This window comes from Methyloglobulus sp., assembly GCF_964779595.1.
This window is the reverse complement of sequence record NZ_CBAROL010000006.1, coordinates 65,573-78,613: the sequence shown is the minus strand read 5'-3', so window position 1 is coordinate 78,613 and position 13,041 is coordinate 65,573. Positions and strand designations below refer to the sequence as shown.

Annotated in this window: 11 protein-coding genes; 3 read left to right on the top strand and 8 right to left on the bottom strand. The window is 44.5% G+C overall.

The genetic code is table 11. The features are described from left to right. Positions 1 to 9 precede the first annotated feature (9 nt). The 3 genes from secD to tgt form a co-directional block, all read right to left on the bottom strand. Positions 10 to 1,851 (bottom strand): protein translocase subunit SecD, encoded by a 1,842-nt coding sequence (gene secD, locus AC1YY3_RS04155; protein WP_481824554.1) that lies wholly within the window; start codon positions 1,849 to 1,851, stop codon positions 10 to 12. A 76-nt stretch (positions 1,852 to 1,927) separates the two neighbouring features. Further along, complete coding sequence (gene yajC / locus AC1YY3_RS04150; RefSeq protein ID WP_481824553.1) at positions 1,928 to 2,272, bottom strand: preprotein translocase subunit YajC; 345 nt, start codon at positions 2,270 to 2,272, stop codon at positions 1,928 to 1,930. A gap of 41 nt (positions 2,273 to 2,313) precedes the next feature. After that, the gene (tgt, locus tag AC1YY3_RS04145) at positions 2,314 to 3,429 is read right to left on the bottom strand and encodes a tRNA guanosine(34) transglycosylase Tgt (RefSeq protein ID WP_481824570.1); all 1,116 of its coding nucleotides are present in this window, start codon (positions 3,427 to 3,429) and stop codon (positions 2,314 to 2,316) included. A 270-nt stretch (positions 3,430 to 3,699) separates the two neighbouring features. Here tgt and hemH point away from each other — a divergent pair, with 270 nt between their 5' ends. Then, entirely contained in the window at positions 3,700 to 4,710 is a 1,011-nt protein-coding gene (gene hemH, locus AC1YY3_RS04140) for a ferrochelatase (RefSeq protein ID WP_481824552.1), read from the top strand. Between the two features lie 106 nt (positions 4,711 to 4,816). Here the strand turns inward: hemH and AC1YY3_RS04135 are convergent, their stop codons facing one another. The 4 genes from AC1YY3_RS04135 to leuS all read right to left on the bottom strand — a co-directional run bounded on the left by AC1YY3_RS04135 (position 4,817) and on the right by leuS (position 9,258). Continuing rightward, positions 4,817 to 5,143: a hypothetical protein gene (locus tag AC1YY3_RS04135; protein ID WP_481824551.1), complete on the bottom strand. Its 327-nt coding sequence runs from the start codon at positions 5,141 to 5,143 to the stop codon at positions 4,817 to 4,819. Between the two features lie 95 nt (positions 5,144 to 5,238). Further along, entirely contained in the window at positions 5,239 to 6,261 is a 1,023-nt protein-coding gene (gene holA / locus AC1YY3_RS04130; RefSeq protein ID WP_481824550.1) for a DNA polymerase III subunit delta, read from the bottom strand. Then, positions 6,261 to 6,758: an LPS-assembly lipoprotein LptE gene (locus AC1YY3_RS04125; RefSeq protein WP_481824549.1), complete on the bottom strand. Its 498-nt coding sequence runs from the start codon at positions 6,756 to 6,758 to the stop codon at positions 6,261 to 6,263. The genes holA and AC1YY3_RS04125 overlap by 1 nt, the downstream gene beginning before the upstream one ends. Before the next feature lie 10 nt (positions 6,759 to 6,768). Continuing rightward, the gene (gene leuS / locus AC1YY3_RS04120; RefSeq protein WP_481824548.1) at positions 6,769 to 9,258 is read right to left on the bottom strand and encodes a leucine--tRNA ligase; all 2,490 of its coding nucleotides are present in this window, start codon (positions 9,256 to 9,258) and stop codon (positions 6,769 to 6,771) included. 82 nt (positions 9,259 to 9,340) lie between these two features. On the opposite strand from leuS, the gene AC1YY3_RS04115 reads away from it, so the two are divergent. Both AC1YY3_RS04115 and AC1YY3_RS04110 read left to right on the top strand, forming a co-directional pair. After that, a complete protein-coding gene (locus AC1YY3_RS04115) occupies positions 9,341 to 9,826 on the top strand; it encodes a zinc ribbon-containing protein (RefSeq protein ID WP_481824547.1) in 486 nt (161 codons plus the stop codon). 61 nt (positions 9,827 to 9,887) lie between these two features. Next, positions 9,888 to 10,667 (top strand): ParA family protein, encoded by a 780-nt coding sequence (locus tag AC1YY3_RS04110; protein WP_481824546.1) that lies wholly within the window; start codon positions 9,888 to 9,890, stop codon positions 10,665 to 10,667. A gap of 450 nt (positions 10,668 to 11,117) precedes the next feature. Here AC1YY3_RS04110 and AC1YY3_RS04105 read toward each other — a convergent pair whose 3' ends face one another. Then, complete coding sequence (locus AC1YY3_RS04105) at positions 11,118 to 13,022, bottom strand: DCC1-like thiol-disulfide oxidoreductase family protein (protein ID WP_481824545.1); 1,905 nt, start codon at positions 13,020 to 13,022, stop codon at positions 11,118 to 11,120. Positions 13,023 to 13,041 lie beyond the last annotated feature (19 nt).

Here is a 13,041-nt window from a genome sequence, read left to right as displayed (position 1 = left end):
AATACTTATTTAGATGGATAATTTCTCAACCCTGCGGTTGCCATAAACCCAGTTGATGACCATCCGTGTGCCGGCAATAGCAGTAAACATGGAGGACAAAATCCCGATAATAAGCGTCACTGCAAAACCCTTGACCGAACCTGTACCAAAGGCAAATAACACCACAGCGACCACCAAGTTGGTGACGTGCGAATCCAGGATCGTCCCCCACGCTCTGTCATAGCCCATATAGATAGCACTTTGTGGTGACACGCCATTCCTTAGCTCTTCACGTATCCTCTCAAATATCAATACGTTAGCATCAACGGACATACCGACGGTTAATATAATCCCCGCAATACCGGGTAAGGTCAACGTCGCCTGTAGCATCGATAAAATAGCCACAACAATAACCACGTTAAAGGCTAACGCCACATCGGCAATCATACCGAAGACTTTGTAATAACCCGCCATCAGTAAAACGACCAGCACAAAGCCCACCACAAACGATAAAACACCTTTATTGATGTTGTCTTGTCCCAAGCTAGGGCCTACCGTGCGTTCTTCAACTATATCTATCGGCGCAGCCAAGGCACCAGCACGAAGCAACAATGACAAGTTTCGCGCTTCTTGTGGACTATCTAAACCCGTAGTCTGAAAGCGTTTGCTAAACGCGCCTTGGATAGTCGCCACACTGATAACTTTTTCTAACTTTTCTTTATGGCGCACTTTTTGACCATTTTCAACGTTGGTCTCGACCTTGTTTTCGATAAACACGACTGCCATCGGTTTGCCGATATTAGCCTGGGTCAACTTACCCATTTTTGCTGCACCCACTCCGTTCAAGGAGATAAAGACTGCTGGTCGTCCATCCTGATCCATACCGGATGACGCATCGACAATTTGATCGCCAGTTACGATGACGCGCTTGTCTAGCAGTACCGGACTTTTGTTTTTATCGAAATACAACTTGCTGCCTACCGGCACATGACCTTCAACCGCTTTTTGTACGTCGTGTTCAACATCGACCAGGCGGTATTCTAAAGTAGCGGTCGTACCCAAAATTTCTTTGGCGCGGGTGGTATCTTGTACACCGGGCAATTGCACAACGATTCGATTGTCACCTTGCTGCTGAATCACGGGCTCCGCTACACCCAATTCATTGACACGATTACGTAAGGTGGTCATATTCTGAGCGACAGCGAATTTTTTGACTTCACGCGCATCAGCTTCGGACATTTTTAGCCAGAGCTGGTCTTGTTCGGGTGGCTCAGTAACTTGCAAGCCCTTAAAATCTTTGCTTAACATATCGAAAACAGCAGCCTTATCTTCGGCTGATTTCAATTTAAGCTTTATAAAATCAGTATCTTTAGATACCGACAGGTAACGTATCTTCTTATCGCGCATTGCCAAGCGCAAATCTTCCGTGTACCGTTCTTCCGCTTGGCTTACCGCTGCATCCATATCGACTTCGAGCAAGAAGTGTACGCCACCGCGCAAATCCAAGCCCAGATACATGGCATCAGCACCGATATTCTGTAACCATGCAGGCGTAGTGGGTGCAAGGTTTAATGCTACCGTCGCATCGCCACCCATTTGATCCCTAAGCAAGTCAGCGATTTTTAACTGATCATCGGTATTTTTAAAACGCACCAGAATCCTACCGTCTTTAAATTCAAATGCTTTTGAAGTCACGCCACTCGTTTTGATAGTAGATTCGATCTTGCTGGCTTGCTCCTGAGTTAAGCTACTGGTGGATGACACTTGAACAGAAGGGTCTTCACCAAATAGGTTGGGTAACGAATAAATCAGGCTGATGAGGAAAATACCCAGTATTAATAGATTTTTCCAAAAAGGGTAATGATTTTGCATGTGTTATTCCATCAATTGATCTGCGCGGGGATTTACGTTTTTTTCTTAAGTAAACCCAGCGGTGTAATGCTATTTGTTAGGTATTGGCCTTTTTAGTGACTGCCTTATACGTTCCTTTAGGCATCATGGTTTCTATACTTTGGCGTTGCACTTGGATAAAGATATTATCGCTAACTTCCAATTTAACGAAATTATCATCTAAATCAACCACTTTACCCAAAATTCCGCCCGATGTGACGACTTCAACACCTTTACCCATCGCTGCAATCATTTGTTTTTTTTCTTTTGAACGCTGGGCTTGTGGTCGCAGGAACAGAAAATAAAAGAACACCAAAATACCTGCTGGAAACAACAAACCTTCCATGCCAGGTTGTTGGATAGCGGGTGTGGTGGCTAAAGCGTCGGAAATAAAGAAACTCATGTTACCCTCAGATTTTATTCGTGTTAATAGATAATCGCCTATTATGACACAACTGGTACAACTTTTCCTCGTTGTTGGTAAAACCGTTTGACAAAAAGCTCTAACTCTTTTTTTTCTATGGATTCACGCAAACCTTGCATGAGGCTGAGATAGTAATGAAGGTTATGCAAGGTATTAAGCCTTGAACCCAGCATTTCCTTACACTTATCCAAATGGCGCAAATAGGCGCGGGAATAATTGCGGCAGGTATAACACGTACAACTCTCGTCGATTGGATTGGTATCGAATTCGTATTGGCTATTTCGGATTTTCACCACACCAAAAGTCGTGAACAAATGCCCATTACGGGCATTGCGTGTGGGCATCACACAATCGAACATGTCGATACCGCGCCTGACCGCTTCAACTAAATCCTCTGGCGTACCAACGCCCATCAGATAACGGGGCTTATCGACCGGCATTTTTCTGTGTATGGCATCCAGGGTTTGCATCATTTCTTCTTTAGGCTCACCCACCGACAAGCCGCCGATGGCATAACCATCAAAACCGATGTCAACCAAGCCGTTGATGGATTCTTGCCGAAGATGCTCGTACATACCGCCTTGCACAATCCCAAACAAAGCATTTGGGTTGTCGCCATGCGCGGCTTTACTGCGCTGCGCCCAGCGTAAAGACAAGCGCATAGAGCTTGCTGCTTCATCCACTGTTGCGGGATACGGTGTACATTCATCGAATATCATCACAATATCAGAACCTAAATCCCGCTGCACCTGCATGGATTCTTCCGGTCCCATAAAAATCTTGCTACCGTTTATTGGGGATTTGAACGTCACCCCTTGCTCGGTGATTTTCCTTAACGCACCCAGGCTGAACACCTGAAAACCACCGGAATCAGTGAGGATAGGTTTTTGCCAGTTCATAAAACCGTGCAAATCCTTATGCGCTTTGATTACCTCCGTACCTGGACGTAGCATGAGGTGGAAGGTATTGCCTAAAATAATCTGCGCGTTCAGGCTTAAGAGATCATCTGGCGTGAGTGACTTTACCGCGCCGTAAGTACCAACTGGCATAAAGATCGGGGTTTCTACAATACCGTGGGTTAAGGTTAGCTGGCCTCGACGGGCATGACCGTCCTGATGGGTGAGTTTGAATTCCATATAAATTAACAGATCGTAAACAAATGCAGCGGGTTTGGCGCGATTATAGTGGATATACTCAAAATGTCGGTCAAAATCGAATTGGTCACGGATGGCAGTTTGTTTACATCCTTTCCGAAATCCGCTCTTCCGACTCAATTGAGTTGTACTCGACAATATTATTTCAGATCTCCAAGGCATTTAATCATTCGCACTACCGCCCCAACCGGCTTGTTCTAGTATAATTCCAAGCAAACCACTTTATATATATTAGTGTTCAAAAGGCAATCAATGAAATCGAAAACCGCCATACTACTTTTAAATTTAGGAACACCCGATAGCCCCAGTCGCTGGCATGTGGGACGTTATCTAAGCGAATTTCTCAATGATCCAAGAGTTATCGACATTCCTTGGTTGGCCAGAAAAATATTGGTCAACTGCATTATCGTACCGTTTCGGTCTGGTAATTCGTCAAAGCTTTACCAAGCTATTTGGGATAAAGAATCGGGTTCACCGTTGTTGATGAATACCTTAGCGTTGCAAAAAAAATTGCAACTAGCCGTAGGTGATGACATCACGGTGGAAATGGCTATGCGTTACAAAAATCCCAGCATGGACGTTGTTTTGGAACGTATGCACCAGCAGGGTTATCATAAGATTATTGTGTTCCCATTATTCCCGCAATATGCGTCGAGTAGCACCGGCAGTGCGTTACAGCGCTTTATGGAGATTGTGAGTCAATGGTGGGTTATTCCCGAAATTAAAATCATTTCGCAATATTTTGATAACGATGATTTTATCAATTGCATCGTTAATCGCGCTAAAAAATACGATTTGGCGCAATATGACCATATAATTTTTAGCTACCACGGTCTACCAGAAAGGCAGGTTGATAAGGTCTATACAGATGGCGTTTTATGTAAACATCATGATTGCGAAGAGACTTTAATCGAGAGCAATTATTACTGTTATAAGGCCGCGTGTTATCAAACGACGAAAGCTATCGTAGAAAAACTGGCGATACCGCAAGATAAATACACATTGAGCTTTCAAAGTCGGTTGAACAATAAATGGTTAATGCCATTCACCGACAAAGTAGTCGAAGAGCTGGCAGTAAAAGGTGCTAAAAAAGTGTTGGTTTTTTCACCTGCATTTACCGCAGATTGCTTAGAAACCCTGTATGAAATTGGTGTTGAATACCAAGAAATTTTCCATAAACACGGCGGTGAAAAAATACAATTGGTAGAAAGCTTAAATAGCGGGGATGACTGGGTGGAAACTATTAAAAAGTTGGCGCGGTAGAGCATATTAAAGCCGCTGTACAGGCATTCAAAATACCCCCAACTTCCATTTCACGTATTTCGCAAGCTTTATACGGGCTACGACTCCCACCTTTCGCTCCAAAAAATCAATTTTCTTCGATACGCTTACGAAGTCCAGATGGCATTTCCAGTTTGGTTTTATCCCAGCCTTCCATATCCAGCACTTCCTCCAGACATTGCTCCATCAACTGATGGGCTTGTTTGGTCACTTCGGCGATTCGCCGGTGGACTTGCATTTGCACACTGTCTTCAGGCGAAATATCCACATTCATGCACTCTTTTTGGTAATCGAACAATTTACGCAAATTGTTAATTTGCAAGCTGACATGTACAGGGCAAGCACACGCATAAAGAATGCCTTGGTCGTTGATTAAGGCAAGTTGTAGTGCTGAAAATTTACTGTCAAGGTTCATTGTTCTCTCCTTATATTATTATTGTTATAAAATCATGGTCTTTGGTGTGCTACATACTGAAATCTACAGGTAAATAAAATTCGGCTAATTATAAGCTAACCCGTCTTTGCCGGCAGAGAAATAGAAGCCAAGCCCAAACTAGCCGCCAGCAAAGTTTCCCAAGCATCTCCTTGCTGCTGACCTTTAATTTGTCGGTCTGCTTTTGCACCTAAAACTAATACCTTATTTAATTCTGTGTGTGTAAGTCGTTTTACAGCAGAATCAATAAGTTGCTTACGTTCACCCCACACGCCATTTTTTTTCAGGATAAGGTCTTTTTCACCTTGGCTTTGCGCGGCTTTATAGGCAATAAGAATCCTGGCTTCCCGCATGAGCGCCCATAGCACGATGGCGGATGCAACACCTTCTGCGTTTAGGGAATTCAATATTTTTAATATTTTATCAACCTGGGCTGACAATACCGATTCCACCAGCTTGAACACATCGTACCTTGAACTGTCTGCCACTACGTCGATGATTTGCTGCGTGTTCAACTTGCCTGATCCATACAACACATACAGCTTTTCAATCTCTTGAGCAGCCGCCAGAAGGTTGCCTTCTACCCGGTCAGCAAGTAGCTTAACCGCTCCTGGCTCTGGCAAGATATCACGTTGCTGCATCCTATCCTGTATCCAGCGATGAAGATCCTGCCCCGTTAACGACCAAACTTGTATAACGCAACCGACCTTGTCTATGGCCTGAAACCAGGAAGATTTTTGTGCGTCCTTGGTGATTTTTCCGGCAGTAATCAGCAACAAAGTGTCTTCGGGAAGCCGTTGGCAATACGCCGCTAATGCTTTTGCGCCTTCTGCGCCTGGCGTTCCGGTTGGCAATCTTAGGTCGATAATTTTTTTATCCGCAAAGATGGAAAAAGTATCCGCCGCTACATTCAGTTGCTTCCAGTCGAACAGCTTATCAACAAAAAATATTTCTCTGACCGTAAAATCTCGTGTCTTTGCTACTTTTCTGATGGCATCCGCCAGTTCGCCCAATTGTTGTGGCTCGTCACCACTAATGAAATAGACAGGGGCTAAGGTTTTCTGCAATGCGGCAGCTAACTGCTGGGGCTTGATCTGCACTATTTGCCTTTCGTCTCTACTACCGCGCGGCCACGGTTAATAATTGTCTTGACTACTTGCTGGTACATTTCATTTCTGATCACTGTTTCTTCATTGCCCTTGGCGATAACATCTTGCTGATCGTTAAAGTATTCGCGCCTGAATTCGATGGGTTCACGCCCTACCAGCACACCATTTTTGGCATCAAGCAGTTCATATTCCAGATGACCTGCCAGCTCAATCTCATTCGACCGTCCTCTTTGGCTTAAAGACAATACTCTGCGATCAATGTTGTCATCAAATATTCTCAGTACAAGATCCGCCTTTTCTGGTGAGTCGGTAAGCTGCCCAGAAGATGATTTCAATACAGTAATTAATTGCTCACGTAATGCAGGCGAGCCACCTTGCAAAAAGATGGTTTTCATACCCGCAGGTAAACCATAAGCTCCTCGCAAATGGTAGCCGCAGGCCGTAGTTAGCAGGGCAATAATTAAGATGAAAGATCGATTTATCCGCACAAGCAAACTCCTATACAACGATATTGACCAATTTCTTAGGCACGATAATGACTTTCTTCACGGACTTACCTTCAATGAATTTAAACACTTGCTCATCAGACAAAGCCGATTTTTCTATGTCTTCATTAGACGCAGTTGCTGACACGGTGATTTTACTGCGTAATTTGCCATTAACTTGCAATACCAATTCTAAGGAATCTTGCTGTAATGCCGACTCGTCAAATTGCGGCCAAGGCATTGCAACCACAGCTTCCGTATGACCCAACTCCTGCCATAACTGGTGGCAGATATGTGGCACGATGGGTGCTAACATTAGCACAATAGCATCCAATCCTTCTTGCCGTATCGCCTTACCGTTATTGGATTCGTCCTCAAATTTCGATAAGGTATTCAACAATTCCATATTCGCCGCGATAGCCGTGTTAAAAATGGTGCGTACACCCATGTCATGACTGACTTTCTGGATGGTTTGGTGTGTGTGCCTTCTTATCGTTTGCTGGTCAGGTGTTAGTGTTGCCTTGTCTATGGGGCGCTGTATAACACCGGATGCGACATGAAGATAAGCTTGTCTCCATAGCCGTTTCAGGAATCTTGATGCACCCTCCACGCCAGTATCTGACCATTCCAAAGACTGCTCAGGCGGTGCAGCAAACATGATGAACAAGCGCACGGTATCTGCGCCGTATTGGTCGATTAAGCCTTGTGGATCAACGGTATTGCCTTTGGACTTGGACATTTTGCTGCCGTCTTTTAGCACCATGCCTTGGGTCAATAATTTCTTGAACGGCTCGTCGCAAGTTACTAGACCTTCATCACGTAGTAATTTGGTATAAAACCGGGCATATAGCAAGTGTAGGATGGCGTGTTCGATGCCGCCGATGTAATGATCGACAGGTAGCCAGTGGCTGGCTTTGTTATCGAGCATGGTGTCTGCTTTGTTACACGCAAACCGTGCAAAATACCAGGACGATTCCATGAAGGTATCGAACGTATCGGTTTCGCGCCGTGCTGCTTCACCGCAGGTCGGGCAGGTGGTTTTCGAGAATGTCGGATGCGCGATTAACGGTGATTGCGAGCCATCCAGTACCACATCTTTTGGTAAGGTGACGGGTAAGTCTTTTTCCGGCACAGGAACTGTACCGCAATCGTCGCAATAAATGACTGGAATCGGCGCACCCCAATAACGCTGGCGGGAAACACCCCAGTCACGTAGGCGGAATTGCACCTGCTTATCGCCGAGGTCTTTGGCGTTCAGGTCGGCAGCAATAGCATCTATGGCATCTTTTGAATTCAGGCCGTTATACTTTTCACTATTAACCAAAAGCATGGATTCATCTTTAGCGGCATACCAAGGCTGCCAATTTTGGTTGTCGAAAGGCTGCTCATCATCGGCAAATGTTTCGCTTCTTCGGTTCAAAACCTGAACAATCGGCAATCCGTACTTATTGGCAAAATAAAAATCCCGCTCGTCATGCGCTGGCACAGCCATGACCGCGCCTTCGCCATAGCTCATCAACACATAGTTACCGACCCATACCGGAATCTGTTCGCCAGTGAGTGGATGGGTGACGAAAATACCGGTATCCAAACCTTTCTTTTCCATCGTCGCCATATCGGCTTCAGCAGTTCCACTTTGCTCACATTCCTTCAAGAAGTCTGCAAGCTTTAGATTGATCTTGGCGGCATAAATCGCCAATGGATGTGCCGCAGCCACCGCACAAAAAGTAACACCCATAATGGTATCGGCACGGGTGGTATAAACCCAGAGCAACTCCTGCTTATCTTCAATCTCATAAGGGAATGCAAACCGTACACCGTAGCTTTTGCCGATCCAGTTGGCCTGCATGGTCTTGACCTGCTCAGGCCAGCCGTCCAGCTTATTTAAGGATTGCAGTAATTCATCGGCATAAGCGGTTATCTTCAAAAACCACTGGGCAATTTCCTTACGTTCGACTTTGGTATCACAACGCCAGCAACAGCCGTCGATCACCTGCTCATTAGCAAGCACAGTCATGTCTTTTGGACACCAGTTGACTGGCGCGGTTTTCTTGTAAGCTAAACCTTTTTCCAGCAATCGAAGAAAAAACCATTGCTCCCATTTGTAGTAATCAGGATCGCAAGTGGCTAATTCCCTGTCCCAATCGTAACCGAAACCCAGACGTTTAAGCTGGTCACGCATGTAGTCGATATTGCTGTAAGTCCAATCGGCTGGATGCACACCGTGCTGCATGGCGGCATTTTCTGCCGGTAGACCAAAGGCATCCCAACCCATCGGTTGCAGGACGTTCTTGCCCAACATGCGCTGATAGCGGCTGATGACATCACCAATGGTGTAGTTACGTACATGCCCCATGTGCAGCTTGCCGCTAGGGTAAGGGAACATGGACAAGCAATAGTATTTTTCACGGTCAGGTGTTTCAAGGGCTTTAAATGCGCCGGATTCTTCCCATAGTTTTTGTACGTTTTGCTCAATCTCTAGCGGTTGATAGTTTTCCTGCATCCTTATCGTCTTTCGTCGGTCAAAAGCGTTAGAATACCGTACCGACGCATAAATCTAAAGTGGCATTTTCAGGAGAAGACTCATGGCTAAAAATAAATTAGTTACTGCTTACACGGACTTGATGGAACAACTCTATCTGGCGATGGACAATTCTCTGCACTCAATGGCTGATGCCTGGGATATTGCCAAAGCGAAGATGGGCAAAGCGGGCGAACTCACCCATGAGGAAATCAGCACCATTTCCGATGCCCTCAAACGTGATATTGAAAGCGCGGCTCACGGGCTACCAGGTCATCAAGATACTAATTCCCTATCGGAATGGTTTAAGTTTGATATTGATTTGATTGAGAATTTTACCTTGGATGCTTTTCTCAGCTTAGCAGACAAAACCCGCATCGAACTTGCAAAACTGGGCGAGGAAGCCAAAACCCACCGTTACCAAAGCGGTGATGTCACTTCTCCTGGAACGTTTATTTGCGACCACTGCGACAAGGAAATTGCTTTCAAAGCACCCAGCCAGATTCCAGAATGCCCTGCCTGTCACGGCAAAACCTTTATCAGGATTTGATATTCATCGCTTTAGTCCTATAATGGGACTTTCATCTATTTGATTTAACCGGGGAAATAATATGCGTAGAGTCATTTTTAACCAGAAAGGCGGGGTCGGAAAATCAACAATATCATGCAACCTCGCGGCCATTAACGCCGTTATGGGCAAGAAGACCTTGGTAATCGACTTGGATATTCAAGGCAATTCTACGCAGTATCTGCTGGGCAAAAAAATAACGGACAGTGACAAGACCATAGCCCATTTTTTTAAAGATTGCTTAAGCCTTTCACTATTTGGTGGCAGCACTAACTCTGGATTGGAAAATTGTATCCACGAAACGCCATTTCCAAACTTGTACGTAATACCCTCACACCCTGATCTTGAGCCGTTACAAGCCCGATTGGAATCGCGCATGAAAGTCTTAAAGCTAAGGGATGCACTCGATAACCTGAGCGGATTCGACGCTATTTACCTGGATACGCCGCCCGTGCTTAACTTCTACAGTCAATCAGCACTGATTGCGGCCGATACCTGTCTAATTCCATTCGATTGTGACAGCTTCTCCAGAGAAGCCTTATACACCTTAATGCAAACAGTTGCCGAAGTTAAGGCCGACCACAACAGCAAGCTGGAAATTGAAGGTATTATCGTCAACCAATACCAAAAACAAGCCAATCTACCCAATCAACTGGTAGACGCACTGATTGCAGAAGGCTTGCCTGTATTTAGCGCAATGATTTCACCTTCCGTAAAAGTTAGAGAATCCCATTCCGCCTCCAAACCTTTGGTGCATTTTGTGCCTAAGCACAAATTGACCACTGAATACCAAGCCTTATACGCGGAGATACACGGTAGTTAACACTAAAAGACTATCTGTTAATTCCTAACGCTATGCGTACAACGTCAACATAATGTGTAGCCAACAAGCTCGACTCACCATACCAGCATAAAAATCATCCGTATTCGGATGATTTTTGCTGTCACAACTGATTTATAGCTTCTGATTTAGGTAAATTTTGCACAAAAAAAACCCAGCCGCAAAGCTGGGTTTTTCCACGGACTAAAGAGACTTAAAGTGCAATAGAGCTTGACTCAGATGGTCTTTGTTTTGTACCGTCTTGTGGATCCATACAGCCAGTTAAGCCAACAATCATTAAAGCAACAGCTACAAGTGATATAACTTTTTTCATAAAATCATCCTCCAATGGGTTTGAATTTTTTATTTTATTGTGCGCCTTAGAAGCACGGTGAATTTATATCATGACTGGAAAAGGGATGCAATAATTAAAACTCTATCAGCTGACCCTGGCTACAGAGAATTGATGTCCACGGGTAAGTCGTCACTCATTTGATTATTAGACCATTTCACCGATCCTATGGTAAGCCATTGAGATAAAAAGTTTTTATGCAATTGATCTGATACCCAATGCGGGGACGCAGCAATTTTTTTCATTTTTATCTTAAAAACTGCACCTTCAAGGTTTAAACCTATTCTATTACCCCAGAAAGCCGTTACCTTCATGATGAATTTTCGCAAACGCTGATTATCAATCGTTGGAGTCACGGCAATATTTGCCCACATCGAGTGAACACGACCCCAATTAGGCGCTAGCAAACGTCCCTGCTCGTTGACGAACGGCAACCAACGTTCAGTTCCGTCTGAATCTAAGTAAGTAATCGCCAAAATACGGTCGTAACCCGCGAAATGGTCGTGCAAATACAGTGCATGAGGGGTAATACCCCAAAAGGTCGAAGACAGCATCAGCAGGGCATTACTGGCCTGAGAAATAGGCTGGCTGATTGCTATCTTTTCAGCAGCTATGGGCAGTCGGTACACAACACCATAATGAATTGTGCTGTTTAGTTGGAAAAACACCAACACTATCACTATTTTCGTTAGCATTCTGGACAAAACTTTGGGCTTTTGCTGACCAAACTGCTCGAATATTTGATGATATAAGGTTTTATCCAACATGGGACGATCAACCAGACATTCAGCATCACAGTTTATGCGCTGCCGAGTATCGGCGATTGCGCGGTATTTTTGTTCCACGTACTGCCTAATACCAGGTAAGCCCAACAGCAGTCCAAATAGAGCCAAATAGCGTATTTTAAGCAGAATTTGTTGATAAGTATCAACACCTGAATAAATCCTGTCACGCTCGTCTAAGGCGTATAAATCGGTTAATAAGGTAGTCATGCCAATTGAAGCCAGCCCTGGGTAATTGACAGCATGTTCCTGGACAGGTTTAAAGTCTACACACTTGAATACATCAAAGTGATTCAACGTTAACACGGTACGATTACACAATGGACATTGTTGATCGTAAAACACGGTAAGTACGGGTTGTTTAGCCGTAAACCACCGAGTAATGCTACGCCACCATCTAAATGGCACTAACAGCACATAAAAAATGAGCATACCTATACCAAATGGGTAGATATTCAAAGTCATTATGATACCCAAGTGCATTGATAACCCGATCAACAAATAAACCACCCGTAACCGCCGATGTGCGAAAAAAAACACAAAGGTCAATTGGAAAACCATAATGGTGTAACCAATGGTTTTTTGCAGCCATTCAATATTTAATAGCGGCGAGGTATCCAACGCAGAAACATAGTACGGCTGAGTTGCCGGCAACCAAGAACCCAAACCATTACGCCAATGCTCGGCAAACAGCTTGTGAACATCGGAATCCAGATAGAGGAAACCCAGACATACCAAAACGGGGATGTGGTAAGCAAGCGCTGAAACTGTCGCTTGTGGATAATTGCTGTAATGTTTGAATGGGGTACTTAGCTTATAGCGCAGGCTGTCTATCGAAAATGCCCGATCACCCGGCATAAACAGCAGGAAAAATCCTGTGCCGATCATGAAGGTATCAAAACCACCATCAAAATCCCGCTGCATCGGCGTGAAGTTTACAAAAATAATCCAGAAGACGTAGTTGGCGGTTATCGCAAACGGGTATCGATAACCTACTGCCACACAGGTAGCGACGATGCCCCATAAGCCGAGAAAAAGCGGAATACTGGGAAACTCAACGTCTATATACGGAACAGGATCAAAAATTAAGTGATTGAAATAATACAGGAAAAATATTTCCTGCAAGGTAACTAGCCCATAAAAAACGCGAAATAAACCGATACCCGTAGCGGGTACTTGTTGTAAAAGCAGGTGAACTATTTTGTGATATACGAACTGATACATTTCAAAATTCGAAACATCG